This is a genomic window from Heyndrickxia oleronia, assembly GCF_017809215.1.
Lineage (GTDB): Bacteria > Bacillota > Bacilli > Bacillales > Bacillaceae_C > Heyndrickxia > Heyndrickxia oleronia.
In genome coordinates, this window is the sequence record NZ_CP065424.1 from 3,648,816 (window position 1) to 3,666,224 (window position 17,409).

Annotated in this window: 20 protein-coding genes; 8 read left to right on the forward strand and 12 right to left on the reverse strand. The window is 33.4% G+C overall.

The window, feature by feature from the left end; genetic code table 11:
• Positions 1-448: 448 nt before the first annotated feature.
• From I5818_RS18225 to I5818_RS18250, 6 genes are all read right to left on the reverse strand, one after another.
• Positions 449-1,402, reverse strand: coding sequence for a nucleoside hydrolase (locus I5818_RS18225; protein ID WP_235849738.1), 954 nt, complete (start codon positions 1,400-1,402; stop codon positions 449-451).
• Positions 1,356-2,168, reverse strand: coding sequence for an energy-coupling factor ABC transporter ATP-binding protein (locus I5818_RS18230; RefSeq protein ID WP_058004996.1), 813 nt, complete (start codon positions 2,166-2,168; stop codon positions 1,356-1,358). Before I5818_RS18230 ends, I5818_RS18225 begins: the two co-directional genes overlap by 47 nt.
• Position 2,169: 1 nt before the next feature.
• A complete protein-coding gene (locus I5818_RS18235; protein WP_071977163.1) occupies positions 2,170-3,024 on the reverse strand; it encodes an energy-coupling factor ABC transporter ATP-binding protein in 855 nt (284 codons plus the stop codon).
• Entirely contained in the window at positions 3,021-3,761 is a 741-nt protein-coding gene (locus tag I5818_RS18240; protein ID WP_078110843.1) for an energy-coupling factor transporter transmembrane component T, read from the reverse strand. Before I5818_RS18240 ends, I5818_RS18235 begins: the two co-directional genes overlap by 4 nt.
• Positions 3,754-4,362 carry an ECF transporter S component gene (locus I5818_RS18245; RefSeq protein WP_071977161.1) on the reverse strand — a complete coding sequence of 203 codons (609 nt, stop codon included), beginning with the start codon at positions 4,360-4,362 and terminating at the stop codon, positions 3,754-3,756. Before I5818_RS18245 ends, I5818_RS18240 begins: the two co-directional genes overlap by 8 nt.
• A gap of 338 nt (positions 4,363-4,700) precedes the next feature.
• Positions 4,701-5,399 carry a Crp/Fnr family transcriptional regulator gene (locus tag I5818_RS18250; protein WP_071977160.1) on the reverse strand — a complete coding sequence of 233 codons (699 nt, stop codon included), beginning with the start codon at positions 5,397-5,399 and terminating at the stop codon, positions 4,701-4,703.
• 304 nt (positions 5,400-5,703) lie between these two features.
• On the opposite strand from I5818_RS18250, the gene I5818_RS18255 reads away from it, so the two are divergent.
• From I5818_RS18255 to I5818_RS18285, 7 genes are all read left to right on the forward strand, one after another.
• Positions 5,704-6,207, forward strand: a complete 504-nt coding sequence (locus tag I5818_RS18255; RefSeq protein WP_071977159.1) for a CBO0543 family protein — start codon at positions 5,704-5,706, stop codon at positions 6,205-6,207.
• Positions 6,197-6,664, forward strand: a complete 468-nt coding sequence (locus I5818_RS18260; protein ID WP_071977158.1) for a CBO0543 family protein — start codon at positions 6,197-6,199, stop codon at positions 6,662-6,664. The genes I5818_RS18255 and I5818_RS18260 overlap by 11 nt, the downstream gene beginning before the upstream one ends.
• 136 nt (positions 6,665-6,800) lie before the next feature.
• Positions 6,801-7,643, forward strand: a complete 843-nt coding sequence (locus I5818_RS18265; RefSeq protein WP_078110842.1) for an SDR family NAD(P)-dependent oxidoreductase — start codon at positions 6,801-6,803, stop codon at positions 7,641-7,643.
• Between the two features lie 81 nt (positions 7,644-7,724).
• The gene (locus tag I5818_RS18270) at positions 7,725-8,120 is read left to right on the forward strand and encodes a MerR family transcriptional regulator (protein ID WP_071977156.1); all 396 of its coding nucleotides are present in this window, start codon (positions 7,725-7,727) and stop codon (positions 8,118-8,120) included.
• 205 nt (positions 8,121-8,325) lie between these two features.
• A complete protein-coding gene (locus I5818_RS18275; protein WP_071977155.1) occupies positions 8,326-8,703 on the forward strand; it encodes an SET domain-containing protein in 378 nt (125 codons plus the stop codon).
• 134 nt (positions 8,704-8,837) lie between these two features.
• Positions 8,838-9,047, forward strand: coding sequence for a hypothetical protein (locus I5818_RS18280; RefSeq protein WP_071977154.1), 210 nt, complete (start codon positions 8,838-8,840; stop codon positions 9,045-9,047).
• A 680-nt stretch (positions 9,048-9,727) separates the two neighbouring features.
• Positions 9,728-10,327: a nitroreductase family protein gene (locus I5818_RS18285; protein ID WP_071977153.1), complete on the forward strand. Its 600-nt coding sequence runs from the start codon at positions 9,728-9,730 to the stop codon at positions 10,325-10,327.
• 563 nt (positions 10,328-10,890) lie between these two features.
• On the opposite strand, the gene I5818_RS18290 is transcribed toward I5818_RS18285, so the two are convergent.
• A complete protein-coding gene (locus I5818_RS18290; RefSeq protein WP_071977152.1) occupies positions 10,891-12,162 on the reverse strand; it encodes an MFS transporter in 1,272 nt (423 codons plus the stop codon).
• A 237-nt stretch (positions 12,163-12,399) separates the two neighbouring features.
• On the reverse strand, positions 12,400-13,107 hold the full coding sequence (locus I5818_RS18295; protein WP_071977151.1) for a DNA alkylation repair protein: 708 nt from the start codon (positions 13,105-13,107) through the stop codon (positions 12,400-12,402).
• Between the two features lie 289 nt (positions 13,108-13,396).
• Here I5818_RS18295 and I5818_RS18300 point away from each other — a divergent pair, with 289 nt between their 5' ends.
• Positions 13,397-13,975, forward strand: coding sequence for a DUF6944 family repetitive protein (locus tag I5818_RS18300; protein WP_071977171.1), 579 nt, complete (start codon positions 13,397-13,399; stop codon positions 13,973-13,975).
• 299 nt (positions 13,976-14,274) lie between these two features.
• Here I5818_RS18300 and I5818_RS18305 read toward each other — a convergent pair whose 3' ends face one another.
• The 4 genes from I5818_RS18305 to I5818_RS18320 all read right to left on the reverse strand — a co-directional run bounded on the left by I5818_RS18305 (position 14,275) and on the right by I5818_RS18320 (position 17,349).
• Positions 14,275-14,772: a kinase gene (locus I5818_RS18305; protein WP_071977150.1), complete on the reverse strand. Its 498-nt coding sequence runs from the start codon at positions 14,770-14,772 to the stop codon at positions 14,275-14,277.
• Between the two features lie 308 nt (positions 14,773-15,080).
• Positions 15,081-15,626 carry an HXXEE domain-containing protein gene (locus tag I5818_RS18310; RefSeq protein ID WP_235849874.1) on the reverse strand — a complete coding sequence of 182 codons (546 nt, stop codon included), beginning with the start codon at positions 15,624-15,626 and terminating at the stop codon, positions 15,081-15,083.
• Positions 15,627-15,745: 119 nt separating this feature from the next.
• Positions 15,746-16,606, reverse strand: coding sequence for a DUF2268 domain-containing putative Zn-dependent protease (locus tag I5818_RS18315; RefSeq protein ID WP_071977148.1), 861 nt, complete (start codon positions 16,604-16,606; stop codon positions 15,746-15,748).
• 299 nt (positions 16,607-16,905) lie between these two features.
• Positions 16,906-17,349 (reverse strand): hypothetical protein, encoded by a 444-nt coding sequence (locus I5818_RS18320; protein ID WP_071977147.1) that lies wholly within the window; start codon positions 17,347-17,349, stop codon positions 16,906-16,908.
• Between the last annotated feature and the right edge of the window lie 60 nt (positions 17,350-17,409).

Genomic DNA, 17,409 nt, shown 5'->3' on the forward strand with positions numbered 1-17,409 from the left:
GTATTTTTTATATTAATAAAAAAGATATAAGGAACCAGATGATGGGATGAAGTATATATTAAAATTTACACCACTGCCGCAAATAATAATTTATTGGCTTGTAAAAATTTTTTATCATTGCTGGTTTGTTAGGAATATTTTCTTGTATCTATGTAATGATTCAAAATATTTACTATTAGTTTAGTAAAAAATTAATAGCTCTAGCATCATTGCTATAAAACATTACTGGCAAACATATTGCCGTATATCCAATACATAAAAAATCACCCCGTAAAAATTAGTTTGGTGTCTAACATTTACGGGGCTGTTCAGGATAGGAATTTTTAGGAGCTAAGACTCTAAACTCAGAGCGTTTTTTCTACGCTTGGCGCTAAATGATCCATAAAATGCACTGTTAATAATCTATTAATACCACATTCATAGTGTTTCTAAATGGGTTTTCCAATGGTTATATCTTATCCAAAACTTCTAAAGCATTTATTAACTCAGATATAAACATTTCTCGATTAACCTTCTCTAATACTAGTATGTTTTTTGCTTGGTTTGAGACTAGTCTTTTATCAGCAAAAGTTAATCCTCTTGCTTTTCCTTCTGTCACCACATCGACATAGTAGGAAGTTCCAGAAAACATCTTAGGATTTAATATATATGCCACTGCACATAAATCATGAATCGGGCTATTGATAAAACCAAATTGTCTACCAGATTTATTGTAAAAATGAAGTAGTTCGTAAGCTAAATGACTGACTCTACCTTTATTTTTTAGTGAATTAATTTCTTCTATAGTTATTTCAGCCTGCTCCGTGACATCCAAACCTGACATAACAACAGGTATGCCAGAATTGAACACTATTTGTGCCGCTTCTGGATCTACATAAATATTAAATTCAGCCAATGGTGTTTTATTACCACGGTCAAGTCCCCCACCCATAATGCTAATGTATTCTATTTTACTTCGAACGTCAGGAATTACCTTTATTAATAACGCTATATTGGTCAATGGACCTAAACCAACTAAAATCACCTTATCATTGCATTTCATTATTGTTTCATACATAAATAAAATAGCATTGTTTGAAGTGATTGGGTACTTTTCTCCATTAAAGTAAGGGCCGTCCATACCACTTTCTCCATGAGCTTCAGGAGCAACACAGAGATCTTTTGTTAATGGTTCTGATTGTCCCATTGCTAACGGAATAGTAGAATTTACAAATTCCAATATGTTTTTTGCATTGGTAGTAACTTTTTCTAATGTTTGATTACCACCAATCGTTGTAATTCCTAATATATTTAATTTGTTAGAATTAGCTATCGCTGTCAAAATAGCTAAGGCATCATCATGTCCTGGATCACAATCAATTATTATATTTTTCATATTTTTCCCTTTCCAATAAATCTTCAATCGTTAATACGCCTTCATAGCCTAAAATAGTAGCCAATTGGCAAATGACAGGCTGCTTTAAATCACTAAATTCTAAAAGTTTTTCATCCCAAAATATTTCCATAGGAGATGCATCTCTTCTTTTTTGTTTATCCGCAAAAACAATCACTCGTTTAAATTCACGTACAACAAATTCCATATCATGTGTAATAGTAATTACTGTTTTATTTTGATCTGATAAATAGTTAATAATATTGCCTAACCGTTCAGTTGACTCTCTATCTTGTCCAGCAGTAGGTTCATCTAAAATGATCACATGCGGATCCATAGCAATTACTGCAGCCATGGTTATAAATTTTCTTTTCGAATAAGGTAAGTTATAAGGGTGTTCATCTAAAGACTCTGTTAAACCACAAATTTCAGCTGCTTTCGCTACTCTATCTTTCACGACAGAATCTCCTAATTTCTGGTTCTTAGGACCATATGCAATCTCTTTATAAATAGTATCTTGAAAAATTTGGTCATCGGGATTTTGAAATACATAACCAACCTTCTTAGAAATCTCTGCAGTGGTTGCCTTCTTAGTGGAAACACCGTCTACTAAAACTTCACCTTTCGTTGGTAATAGCAGCCTATTCATTAGTTTAACTGTCGTTGTTTTACCAGCACCGTTCTGCCCAATTATGGCAACTGATTCACCTAGTTCAAAATCCAAATTAATATCTTGAACAGCTTCATAACCGTTAGAATATGTGTACCAAACATTTTTTAGTGATAGATAAGGCACTTTACACTTCACCATCCTTACGTAAGATGTCCTGTACTTCTTGTACTGTTAAAGGTATCGTATCTGTAGTTTTCAAATGATTATCCTTAGCCTTTTGGATATAATATAGCGCTACTTGTGGCAATTGCCCTCCATACTTTAGTACCTTAGGATCTGCCAAAATTTCTTTTGTAGGACCGGTCATAGCCAGCTGTCCTTTGCTCATTAATAAAATTTCATCACAATACTCCGCTAATAAATCAACTTTATGATCCACTAGCAAGATGGTTTTACCTTGCTTTTTTAAAAGATGGATGATTTTAAAAATATCTTCACTACTTTTAGGGTCTAATTGTGAAGTTGGTTCATCTAAAATGATAAATTCTGGATCTAAAGCAATGATTGAAGCTATTGCAACCCTTTGTTTTTGTCCACCCGATAATTCAAAAGGATTCTTGTTAATCAAATCTTCTAAGCGAAACATTTTGACTAGATCATTAACTTTTTTTATCATTTCATCACGTGGCACACCTATATTTTCCATCCCATAGGCAATTTCCTCATATACGGTATCCTTTACCCCGGATAGCTGGGTAAACGGATTTTGAAACGAATAACCGATGATTGTGGCAAGCTCTCCGATATTATATTCATTTAAATGCTTCCCTTTTATCATCACGTCCCCTACTAATTGCCCTTTGTAAAGCTCAGGGATAAAGCCTCTAATGATATTACATAATGTCGTTTTTCCTGACTCATTTGCTCCCACTAGACCATAGACGCGTCCTTTTTCGAATTCAAATGAGACATCGTGAATCGTTTCATTATTTTCTAAAGGATATTTATAACTAATATTCTTTAACGATAGAATGCTCATGATAGGATCCTCCAAACAATATAACTGATTAAAATGACTGCACAAAACGTTATAATCAGATAATCAGCCTTTTGCTTTTTAAGTTCGTAAATGGATGTCTTTTTTGCTCCAGAAGAAAAAGCGCGTGATTCCAAAGTTAACACTCTTTCTTCAATTTGTTGAATCGATGATAGAACTAACGGACCGATCATAGGAACAAAAGCTTTCATTCTAACGAACATACTCCCCTCGGTTTCAATTCCGCGAGATCTTTGAGCATCTGTGATCGTTTTAGACAAACTCATCATTTGCGGAATAAGCTGAATAGTGGAAGCGATTACAAAAGTCACTTTTTGAGAAACTCCAGATTTCTCTAAAGCATAGATAATATCTTTTACACTAGTGACTTGGAAAAACCAAATAACGCTAGAACTGATAGCAATAATCTTTGCTGTCATATTTAAACTTGTCGTTAAACCAATTTGAGAAAAATGAATGATTCCCCAAATTTTTTGAGAATCATCATTCACAACAATAAAAACTTGGATAATAAATATAAATAACACAACTATTAAAATTGACTTCACAAACGTTGCTAAAAACTTAGTAGCCGTCCTGGAACAAAGGCTTATTAGTAACATGAATGGAAGAACCATATATTGGAATATGTATCCAGGTGTGAACATACTTAATAAAATAATTAGAATGACAAAAGCAAATTTAGATGAAGGATAAAGTTTTCCAATACGACTATCCATTCACATTTCCCCCTTTCTTAATATATGGCTCACCATAATTTAACTTAATTAAAAATCTATCTGGAACTCTTCTAATAATTAACCAACTAATACCGAAATTTAGGATTGTATTAATTGAACCTGAAATTAAATTTGTGGATACAACGGAATTCCATAATTCTTTTCCTGTTGCAAGAAACGTTGCTGTAATTAAATCTGTCCCTGCACCAGTTACTCCACCAAACATAAAAACTGTAACGATAGCTGCCGTGAATGCTGATACAATTGTTAATAGTATACAAGATAGAATGATACCAAAAATATTGTTATAAAATTTCCATTTTGATAAATAGCCTGATACAAAACCAATACTCATTGACACGATACTGAACCCTATTGCAATAGGATTAAGCATCCCATTTACGACATTTCCTAAAAGACCAGTTAGCAATCCAATCCAAGGTCCTGCAATCATCGATACCATTATTGTTCCTATTTGATCAACAAAAACTGGCAACTTTAATATAGTCGATAGTTGATAACCAACTACATTTAATGAAACACCTACTGGGATTAATAATAATGCTAGTAATGAAAAATCATACCTTATCCCTCTTTTCATCATCCTGCTCCTTTTTATTAGATTTAAAATTTCAGATGTATAAATGACATATCACAAATAAATATAACTTCCCTTATACCAGTAATCATTTATTTTAAAGCGCTAACATTTCATTTTTTACTAGATATAAGATTTAAATATAGTATATATTCAGCTATAAAGCGGATAAAAGGTCAAATGTCCTTTCGTTTGATATTTCATAATGAGATGGAACAACTATTTTTTTCAGGCAAAAAATAATCCGAACGTCATCAAATCCTTCCGAAAAGATTCGATAACGTTCGGATATTCTTTTTATAAGATATCGCCTTTGGAGTGAACTTTATCATTTTTGCACTTCATTCATTGATACTATGTTTCATCTTTATATATTGCTGTTTTGACATCGTTAATTTTCTATTAGAACTTGATATCTCATTCAATTCTTTTAATTGTTTGATGCTTCTACCAACTGTACGGATGCTTAGCCCTATTTGACTTGCAATATCCTTATATTGATCATCAATATAAATTGATCTGGTTAGACTATTTTTATTGCTATTCCTCTCATAATATCTGATCAAAAAATATCTGACTCGATCAATACCTTTGTATTGATAAAAAATACCATCGTTTCCTGAACTAATATATAAATCTTCAGCTAATAACACAGAACATCGTCTCAAAAGGGAAATATCTGACATAATCAACTGATAAACTAATGCCGACTCTATTCTAACTGCCGTTACTTTTGTTAAACAGGTTATCGTGGCAATGTATTGTTCTCTTCTAGACATTATCTCCAATAACCCTATGTTTCCGTTCGTTTTATCCACTTGAAAATAGGAATAATCACTTCCATCTTCATAATCTCTTAAACCCATAGCTATGCCATCTTTAATGAAATAGACATAATTTGGAAAGTCTCCTCTAGAAATAATGACAGAGTTTGGTTCAAACACTAGCTCTGTCCCAAACTCATCTATAAACTCGGATATTACGGAAAAGTTAAACTCTGTTTCATTCCCATACTTCTCCCACATTTTTTTTAAGTTCATCCAGATTCTCTCCTATATCTTTATACTAGCAGATCATTCTTTACAGTATTTCCTGAAAGCCTAGTTGAAGTACTTTATCCCAAATGTCCTTAATAGTACATCAAAGTAGCGTATAACTGATTATTTCAATCTGTTTATTTTATTTTTATACAGCTACGAAAATTAATTTTTAATTAACAGATATTATATCATGTGTTACTACCTTAATAGGGGAAACAAAGTAGATTGGAAAATAATTAAAAATGGACTTTGGTGGCAAAATACTAAAGCAATACTTCTCTTTTAGGAGGGGGATTTCTGTAATATGGTAAAGGAGTACATGATATTGGCAGCAATGTGGCTATTCGGAACGATTGGCTTTATTCTGTTTATACCACAAAAGGATCGGCGCAAGGGGTTATTAGCTGCGATTATGTTTCAAGCATTGATTTGGCTGTGTGATATGCCTTCTTTTACATATGGTTTATTAAGTGCGCCCGTTCGTATATTTCCTAAAGCAACTGACCTCACGCTTACAATCAATTATTTCTTTTATCCAATATTATTTGCCATTTATTATGTACATAGCAAGTCAATGAACAGTCTTTGGTTAAAAATTACATCCTTTTTCGTATGGATTTCTATCATCACCATTTATGATTACATTCTCGAAAGATATACAGATTTAATAAAATATGGATCCTTAACTTGGTTAGGTATGTGGATTTACATTGGATTCCTTTTTTCTATAAGCCTAGTCTGCTGTAATTGGTTCTATAAGGAAAAAACTCCGATTCAGTCGTACGTTGGAGGCACTAATGAGGATTGAATGGTGGATTTTGTTATCCTTGTATGCAGTAACAACAGGAATTCTTTTTTTTATACCTAAAAATAAAATTCGACTTGCAGTAGTTGCCTTTTTGTTTAAACAGGTCATTACTTTTCTTGTAGGTCTATTGGTCGTAGAATTGGGACTGATTGAATATCCTATTCGGTCATTTGCTTCAATTAATCGGACTAGCTTTGACTATGAATTTTATTTCTTTCCAGTCACATGTGCCGTTTTTAATGTATGGTATCCAAATCATCGAAGTCCCCTTATCCAGTTGGTTTATTATATAGTTTTCAGCACAGTATTGACGATCGGTGAAATAATTTTAGAAAAATACACCGAACTCATTCATTACATACATTGGGAATGGTATATCAGCTGGATTACAATTTTTATTTCATTTTTTATAGTACGGAGATTTTGTATTTGGTTTTTTTCAAAATCTATAATTTGATATTTGGGCTATTAATACTAGTAGAGTTTTTCTAAGCTGAAGCACAGTATTGTAATCAAATAAATTTATCTTGACTTGGTGTTCACTCCAAGTTGTATTCTGTGTTTACTATTGGAACACAGAAAGGAAGAACAGAATGAACGCACAAAATAAAGTAGTTTTGATTACAGGGGCTAACTCTGGGGTTGGCTTGGAGCTGACGAAAAATCTGTTATCCCAAGGAATGGAAGTAATTTCTTTAATACGATCTGAATTTCCAAATGACCACCCAATAATCATTCATGCTCTTAAAAAGAAACAGTTAAGAATATATAAAGCTGACTTAGCCGATTTCTCCAGCCTAAGAAACGTACTAGGTCAGATTAAGAAAAGAGAGGCCAAGATTGACTTGCTTTTCAATAATGCAGGAGTTTGTTTTGCTGAATACAAATATTCCAAACAAGGGCGTGAAATACATTTTGAAGTTAATACATTAATACCCTACATCATTACGTTGGAACTTAAAGAACTGTTACTACAGGGCCAGGATAAAACGATCATTAATACCTCTTCCAATTCTTTATTATTTTTAAAGCAATTTGACTTAAATACAGTAATCGATCCTAAGCTCATTCCATTTAAAAAGATTATAGGTCCATATGGGAATAGTAAATTAGCCCTTTCCCTGTGGACAAATGGAATTGCTCCGAAGCTATTGATTGAGGGAATAAAAATCCGTAGTGTCTGTCCAGGACCAAACAGAACGAAGTTGACTAAGGGCAAAAGAATACCCAGTTACCTCATTCCAATAAGAAACCTTATTTTTTCGCCGCCAAGTAAAGGTGCATCTCGATTATACGATGCTGCTTTCGATTTCAACAGTGAAACTACTGGGATTTTTATAAACAAGGGCAAAGAAACTGTAATTAAATTCTCGGAGTATGAGGGGACGATTCTTAATCGGCTGCATGATATTTACAAAAATGAGTTTCTCGTATAGTTTTTAATTACATCTATTAGGCTGTAGATTACGGTGAATTGAATTCTAACATATAATAAAATCAAGTTAGTAGGTGATGATTTGGGTACATATTCTATCAAGCAAGTATCTAAGAAATCCGGTTTAACCGAAGATGCGATTCGCTATTATGAAAAAATCGGTTTGCTTCCTTATGCAAAAAGAAAACTGAATGGACATCGAATATACGATGAAGAAGATATAGAGAGAATGGAACTAATCATTTGTCTAAAAAAAACAGGAATGTCATTAAATGAGATGAAACATATTTTACAATATCCTGTAAAAGATAAACTTAGTTCTACTCCCGAGTTAAAAAGTACTCTTTTAGAATATAAAGAAAAAGTCATGACTCAAATACATGATCTTCAAAGTATTGTGGCGTTTATTGATGCTAAGCTAGAGAACGATGAAACGCTATTTCGTCCACAAATAAATAAAGGCAACAAATATGGTTAGTGCAGGACATGCGTTTTAACTGTAGGTAGAGGTTTGAATACAGAAAACACTAACCATTTGAAATTCAACGTAGTACTTAAAGCAAAACACTTGCTTACATAGATTAAGTAGAATAAAAAGATGCGGTTTTATTAAATAAAATGCTTTTTGTCCAATTTAATGATACAGTTAGTAAGAAAATTTTTAAAGTGGGAAGGCGAACAATATGATTGAAATAAAAACATCTCCACTAAGTGATGGAGAATTCAATAGAGGGGTATTTGCGACATGTGATATCAAAAAAGGACAACTTATCCATGAAGCACCTGTCATTTCTTATCCAAACGACCAGCATCAATACATTGAACATACCATACTCGCTGATTACGCTTTTGAGTATGGCATAAATCATTCTGCGATCCTTCTTGGTTATGGAATGTTGTTTAACCATTCTTATGAACCTAATGCAATTTATGAGATTAACTTTAAAAATCACACATTTGATTTCTTTGCTTACACAGATATAAAAGCTGGGGATGAGATTCTAATCAATTATAATGGTGATGTGGATGACAAAGAACAGCTCTGGTTTAATCAGGACTAAAAAGATAACAAAATAAACGATTGGTTTAAATGTATGTTAGCTCATATGATGATGAGATGACTACTTTTACTCATAATAAAACGGTTGCTATAAAAAGCCTCCGTTTTAGCGATAAAATATTGAGGTGTTAAAGAATGAATAAACGATGGACAATCGATAAAATTAAGGATTTCGTTGAGAAGAATTCAGATAGTAAGTTGTTAACGACTGAATTTCATGGTTTTTCTCAAAAGTTACAATTTAAATGTGCATGTGGCAGCAATTTTGAAAAAACATTTACGAAATTTAAAAATAATCATCAACGTAAATGTGACGTATGCCAACCGCCAAAAGCATCCCGTTAAACGTATCCTCCATACGAGATTGCTTTATTTCTTTTAGGGAACTTTATGTTTTATTAAAATTACTTAAAAACACCTTACTCCTATTATCTTCTTGGCGGTAAGGTGTTTTTTTGATACTTTTGGACTCCCCCCTCTAAATGAAACATGGACAATTAGCAAGTCCTTGTTTTTACACATTGTGTACTTGTAAAAGATGTGAGAACCATGATTATGGTTCTCCTAATGAAATGAAGATACATGCGGATTTACAGTATCAAGGAAAATGCAATATTAACAATCCTAATTTCTATATGTAATACTGAGAAATTAGGATTGTTGTGAATTTGAAGGAAAGTACGATGTTAGTAATAAAGGCGCGAAGTTTCGAAAATAGTTGCAAGATTTTTATTTTATTCTTATCAATGCAATTTGAGCTTTCTTGTTGACTATACGAATTTAATTTAATATAATTATCTCGAATTAGAGATACTTTATCTCAAGATATTTTAAATTATTTTAAATGCTCTTGTTCATATTTGTGTAAATATTAAATACTCAGGATACATTAAAAGAGAATGGTGTTAGTATTTCTAAAGTAGTTTGGACAAGCTCAGCTGTGTTTAAATGTTTACGAAATTAAATACATTTTCTTCAAGAAATATTATTTTGAAGGATAGTAAAATTTAGGAGGAAGTAAGACTATGACTAAAGATTTCTATACTGCACTTAAAGAAAGACGTTCTTACTATGGAATTAATAAGGAAGTACAAGTATCAGACGAAAGAATTAAAGAAATAGTAGAATTTGCTGTAAAATACACTCCGTCAGCTTTCAATTCTCAAACTGCACGTTTAGTTGTTTTAACTGGTGAAGCACATAATAAATTATGGGACATTACAACTGAAACATTAAGAAAAGTAGTTGGTAACGGAGACTTTACAGGAACTCAACAGAAAATGGATTCCTTTAAAGCAGGTTATGGAACAGTATTATTCTTTGAAGATGAGGCCGTAGTTAAATCACTTCAAGAACAATTTGCTTTATATGCTGATAACTTTCCAATTTGGTCAAACCAAGCATCAGGAATGCACCAATTAGTGGTGTGGACAGCATTGGAATCAGAGGGATTAGGAGCATCTTTACAACATTATAATCCCCTAATTGATGATGAAGTGAAAAAAGAATGGAATATTCCTGGTAATTGGAAGCTTATTGCGCAAATGCCATTTGGTAATCCAACAGCTCCAGTGGGTGAAAAAGAATTCCAACCACTTGAAGACCGTGTAAAATTTTATAAATAAGACGATTTAAAAAGTGAACCTTTTTTTAGAAATTACATTTTTTATCTAGACGTATTGAAAAATCTATTTTATTCACTGACCGTCCATGATGAAAGTGTAGCAATCGACTTATACGGTTTTATCTTTAATGATGTAAAAACAGCTGTAGAACGATTGCGGATTATTTGAAGAAAGATCAATAATAGTGATTAGTGAGCATTCCTTTAACAAGGGATGCTTTTTTATTTAAATGATATAAAGATTTTACCCTAAATCAGCTCTTCTGATTGGAAGAAGTTTTGTTACAAACCCGGACCTGATAATTTGTTAAAATTATCTAATACAAAAACCATTATTTCGAAGAAGAAGCAAATGCAGTTTCATAAATACCATACTAACAGTGTTACGAAAATACTCGTTCATCATCTGTATTTTATGACTCTTACCTTCTATCAAAACACGATCTTATCATACTTTTAATTCCAAAAATAAAAGTCCTGTTACATTTCTTCTGTAACAAGACTTTACTTAAGATCCATTCAATTCCGTTCATTCTTTAAAAAGTGATTTCTTTTAAACCTCTATTAAGCATTCCCTCTACGAGACCAGATGACAATTGGTATAAGAAGTAAGGATAAAAGACCCCCACCTAAAGATAATGCTGTATAACTTGCATTAGCTACCACCATTCCCGAAAGAGCTCCACCAGAAGCCCCTGCTAATGCGATAAAAACATCGAGGGTTCCTTGTATTTTTGCTCGGGTTGAAGGCTCTGTAGAATCAACTATTTGAGCCGTTCCACTAATTAAACCAAAGTTCCACCCTAATCCAAGTAAAGATAGAGCAATTATTAATAGAACAAGAGAATCGCTTGGTGCTAATGCTGCTAGCAGGCCAGCGCATAACAATGTAATCCCTGATGCTATACTCATTGCTGTTCGTCCAATTTTATCAACAAGGATGCCTGTGACAAGTGAAGGAAGATACATTGCGCCTATATGAAATCCTATCACTAATCCTACCTCAGATAATCCATGCCCATGATGCTTCATATGGACTGGTGTCATCGTCATAATAGCAACCATCACAATTTGAGTTAGAACCATGACTGTTGCACCAACCATAAGACCGCTTTTATTTCTTGAACTATTGACAGATTCTGATTTATTTCCATGCCCTTTAACCTGCTTATACGCTGCAATCCTTTTGGCAATTTCTAATGGGTCAGGACGCAACATAGTAAAAAGCACTATCCCTGCCAAGATAAATGCTGTAGCTGATAAGATAAATGGACCCGTAAGAGAAGGCACACCTATAAACACTGCGAATTTGCCCATAATTTCTACTAAATTCGGTCCTGCCACTGCCCCAAATGTTGTCATCACCATTGTTGTACTAATCGCAGTTGCTCGCTGTTTACTATTTGCTAAGTCAGTCCCCGCATAACGAGCTTGTAAATTGGTTGCAGTTCCTGCCCCATAAATTAAGAGCGATGCAAATAATAAAATGACACTATTCATCATGGCAGCAATAACTACGCCAATTGCTCCGAGTCCACCTACAATAAAACCAGTTGATAAACCTGTACGACGCCCATAACGTTGTGAAAGTTTTCCTACGAGAAAAGCCGCACCCGCTGAACCCAAAGTAATTAAAGCAGATGGAACTCCTGCATAGGCATCTGTTCCAAGCATTTGTTGTGCCAAAAGAGCACCTACCGTAACTCCTGCTGCAAGTCCTGCCCCACCAAATATTTGTGACAAGCTCACGACAAATAACACGCGTCTATATATTTTTTTTAGCTGTTCTGGCGAATCTATAAAACTCTCAAAGGAAGCTTGCTCTTTTGCCAACATTCATATACACCTGCTTAGATTGATTTGTTTTGCTTTAGAATAGCATTTTTTACAAAAGCTTCCAAAAATAATGTTTGGTTTGGAGGCTCAGTATGAAACCACTTTCTATCAAAATTACATTTAAAGTCCTAATATGTATAATATGAAAATAGATAGACAATTAGCCTATTTAATTAAATACTTTAACAAAAAAAGCGTCAATCCTTCCTGGACCAACACCCGATATTCAGCTGATTTTTAACATCTTACATATTTACGTTTAAAACCAAGCCTATCTCTATCAATTTCTTTTTGGATATTTTCGTAAGCATTTAGGAAACTACTTTTTTTCTTGTCCCGTTTAACTTCTACTATACCCACTTCCTTTGCTGTCGTGACTGCTTTTTCATGTAATGGCAAAAAGGATACCCCCACAGTATATAGAAAATTATTCATAGCAGATTTTGTTCTTTCTGGAGAATGATGAATCATATTTTTCACCATATCAAGCATAGTGGAAATCTTACTTTCGGAAAACTCATGGTCCGATCGATTTCCTAAAAGCCAGCAGTAGCAACTCCATCCCGCTGACATTTTTAACTCGTCCCCGCTTGCAATCCATTTATCAGCAACATCTTGTGCAATATCAGATTCTGATAATGTTACTGCCACTACATAATCGGACAGCATATAAAAATATGCTCCATCGATCCAACGATCATAATCCGATTCAGTCATTGCTTTTGGGTCAGCAATAATTCCGGCAAAGTACATCGCATCATAATTACCGGTGGAATACAGCTTTTCAGCTAGAGGTTGATTTATTTTTATTTTCTTTGCCATTGGTTTCATAGCACCTGTAGCTACCCCAAAAAGAGGTTCGTGCGCACCGTTGGAAATATAGATTTTTTTCGTTCGTTCCTTCCCGAGATTCTCAAGCTCCTGCATAACTGTTTCGAAATCCATCAATTAGCACATCCTTACTTTCATCCTCGTCTTTTAATTGCATTAAGTTTATATTTTATCATGTTCACCATTCTTCTCAAGTTTACCATTAATCTTATAACTTCAACAAAAAAGGCGTTATTCCTCCTTCTATGAACATCCCTTATTTATTAAGTCCATTAATCAAATAATCTGTAGATCCCTTCCTTAGTTTAATCATCCATTTATGTGGACGACTAAACGATTGCTTTATTCAACTTATAAAAAATTTAATACAATAGAAGACAAACTATTCAGTGAGATGATGGATATGGATAAACGTTTAAAAGAGATATACGGGGCATTGACCTCTACTTTAGGCACAATTGAATCAGCTATAGGAAGTACACCATCTAAATTGCATGATGATGTAAAGTATTTCTTAAATGTTAAGGGAAATGTCCTTCAGGCAGTGGGAAATGCATTGGAAGTCGATGGTCAAGCTTCTACATCCTTAGAAAAGATAGGGAATCAAATTCAATCAATAGGAAATTTAACTGTAATAGCTGGATTACTAGTCCATTTAGAAAATCAAGCAGCTCAAAAATTAGTCATTATTGGGAATATGCTTCAAGCTATTGGCAGTATCATTGGATCCTTCGATGAATTTCAGGATACCACCGAAAATGGTCGCTTACACAACATAATAGGAGGTTTATTACAAGGAATAGGTAACTCCATGCAAGCATTGGATGGTGCGTATCAACTCCACATACCAAATAGACCTAAACAGGACTTTAACACTATTGGAGCTCTTGGCAGCTGGATACAAGCCATAGGTTCTGAAATTTCTTTAATAGGGCAAATCAAAGAAGAGAGTCAAGAGATAAACGAAAATAGAGTGGAATAAAGTTAAGAGCCCATTCATTGATGCCCTGTTTATTTAACAACATGTTAATGCTGAATCAATATTTACATCTCATTCATTATTCTATAGTCGCTAATGCCACCCTTAATTTAGTGATATGTCTTTAAAAAAGCATAATCTTTTTACTTCTGATTTTCCAAGGACCATTATCTTCATTATTTAGGGATCTTTTGCATGATATGAGATTTCAAATGGTCACTATAGCTAACCAGATATCCCTAAAAAAAAATAGTAATGATGTCCTTGTAAGATTATAGTTCACCATCGGTATGATAGAATAACTACTTTTGCAGTTGATTTAAAATCAATTTCAATACATCGTTTTGTGACATATCATTAGTTAAGATCTTTTCTCCATCTACTCCTAGGTAATCATTTGGAGTCCACCAATCGCGTAAAGAATCTTCTCCGAAATCCATCTTTTTCGAACTTGAGTTATGACGTTTGACTGTTTCCTCAAAAGATAAATCAAAATAATATGTATATGCCTTTTGATTAAAAAACTGGATTAAGTGATTCAACATTTCACCGTAACGATGTTTATACAGAATACCCTCGACAATAACAAACTCACATTTATCTTTACCGTATTCAGCGATTTGGCGAATCAAATCAATGGAGAGGTTTCCATCTCTATCATGGACCTTCAACATTTCACGTCGAACAATATCCTGAGAAACCAAGAGCGTTCCATGCCCCAAATCATTTTGAAGATTTTTCGCTGTCGTTGTTTTTCCACTCCCTGAGTTTCCTCGGATAATAATTAGCTTAGATTCCATATTCTCCCCCTTAAATTCAACGTCCTATAGACATCTTTATCATGCAGTGGATGAAAGTCAATAACACAAACATCTTAGAATAAAAATTTTAAAGCAAGCCGTGCTGTGATTAAGTTGAAACTATATCGCTTTTTTTCCAATCCAATGAGCAAAAAACAAAACAGGAACAATTAAAATAATAAGGCTCTTTTCTCAAACATTGTTGCTATTTAAGTTAAGTTTTAATGAATAACTATTGGCTGAAGACCACTACACCTTTCATTCCACTGAGAAAAGTGCTGCAAACTCTATAAGAATCGCTGAATCCTTTACTGGGTGTAAAAGCCGGCAGTTGGGCTTTTACAAAAGCAACAAACTATACGAAAACAGCCAATAATAAAAGGTAAGCTGACATAAATCGTGTTCCAAGTAATCATTTGATTTTTGAATAATGAATTAAACATTATTATGCTATAAGGAAAAATTATGACAATTGAAGTTATAACACCGGGAGTAATGGACCGAAGAATAATAGACTGCCCAATATGAGTAAAGACATGTATAAAGAAGATCAATAGTATAATAGTAAAAAAATAAATATTGCCAAGTGGACCATCATTAATATATTGACTTGCCATATAGGTTGAACTACTTACAAAAATAAAAATAACAAATACGGCAACGGAAAATTGTGCCGTAGACATTGACAATTGTTTAATCACTTTATCGGCAATTTTTTTTGGTAACTTGTCATAGATAACATGCCTGTTCTTATCCATCCACCTTTCAACCATAATAATTTCTTCCAAGTCATGTAGAACAAATGCAATCGGGAATAACCAGATAAGTGTTTGGACATTAAGCCATTGTTCCACGACCTCTCCCCCCATTAAATATATTTTCTTTATTTGTTCCTACCTTAATACGAATGTGTTCTTTTTAGAGATAAATACAAGCTGATTTTTCATTAGATTAGTAGGTTATTTCAAATTCCCTAATCTATCCATTGATTTAACTCTACTAATATTTCTCCTAAATAATTGGGTATATCCTCTTCCTGTATGCTAGCCATCTGTTTAAAAGATACTCCTTGTTCGAGTAGATATCGAACGATCTCCCACCCAACAAAATAGGCTTCTCTTTCTAAATTGGTTGTTCCGTTACCGAATGTAAACTGATGAATTGCCTCAGAAGAAGAATCTTCAAGATATGGTATTATCCCTTTAATCATATCTGTTCTATGTAATTTACACTCATTAAGCCAACCGTTTCTATGCTCAATATAAGCTTCATCAGGTTCATTTTGTACAATATATTTACTAACTTGGGTTGCCAATCCTTCTTGTAAAATTGAAGAACCTACTGAACGTTCCCACTGACTAGTTAAATTCGCTGTTTTCGCATGTACAATATGTGTTAATTCATGTGAAAGTGTAATAAAAGATCCGCTAGATGATTCTTTACTCTCAACTGGAAGGCAAAGAGCTAATCTGGTTTCATCATATGGAGCAACAAAAGCATTATTTTCAAAAAAGCCAACAAAATAAATAACAACTAGATCAATTACCTTATCATATCCTAATAAATATTTAATTCGTGTTAGAGTAGCCTCTATATCCTTTTTGCTTGGTTCCCACCTATTTAAATAATCAATATGCTGGTGGTATTTTTCCCAGGCACGTTGAAATAAATCTCTAGCTATTTTTCTTCCTTCATCCCCAGGTGGAACCGCTGCAAAATTGTAATTCTCTTCCCATAATTGCCATCTTTGATTTTCACTAATGTCTTCATCATTTGCTCTATTGTAAAAATCTAAAAACTTAGGTACTAAATTCAGTAATTCAATATTATCCATCAGATACACCCCTCCTCCTTAAGGAACCTCCCAAAGTCAACCTACCACCTACTCAACTCTTCATATTTTCCGAGCAGTATATTAGTAATATTCTATATTCACCTTCCTGTACCTGCTCCTTCCATAGAATAATAAAAAAAGATATACTCCATTCATTCGTATCCTTCAAGAAGACCTGACAATAAAGGAATAATATCTCCTTTGTCCATTTCTCCTATTCATTACGGATGTACTAAAAAATTAAATGGTATCGGAGTAACATAATAACACTGAAATACAGGACAAACGGGCGTTACGTTCTACTTGATTATATCAAGCGAATGAAAAAGGGCGTTGACATTGCTAATATCCTTATTGAAAATAAAACAGCCTGCTCCTATTACAATACTTAATAGTAAAAAATACCAACTTGAGTAGGTTAATAAGCTTAAATTAAATCTATATTTTTTATTAAAAACCCCTAAAACAAGGGCTATCATTAATGAGAGTATAAATACATAGTAATACCAATGGTTTTGTAAATTGATTATGGCTACTTCAATTTTTGCTAAACTAAGTGCAGTAGCATCTGTAATTTTAACCTGAACAGTTTGAGGTGACATAATTCCTTTTTTTACTTCTATCACTGTATCTGTAGCTGTAAAATCATAACCTGACGGATGTAACCCCCAGTATCGCGAAGTAAGTAGAAAAAACATTAGTGTTAATACGAATATCAGTAACTGAACTCTAACTTTTTTCATCTTAACCCCTCCATTTTTCAATTACTTTCATTATAAATACTTTCAGACAATATTAAATTT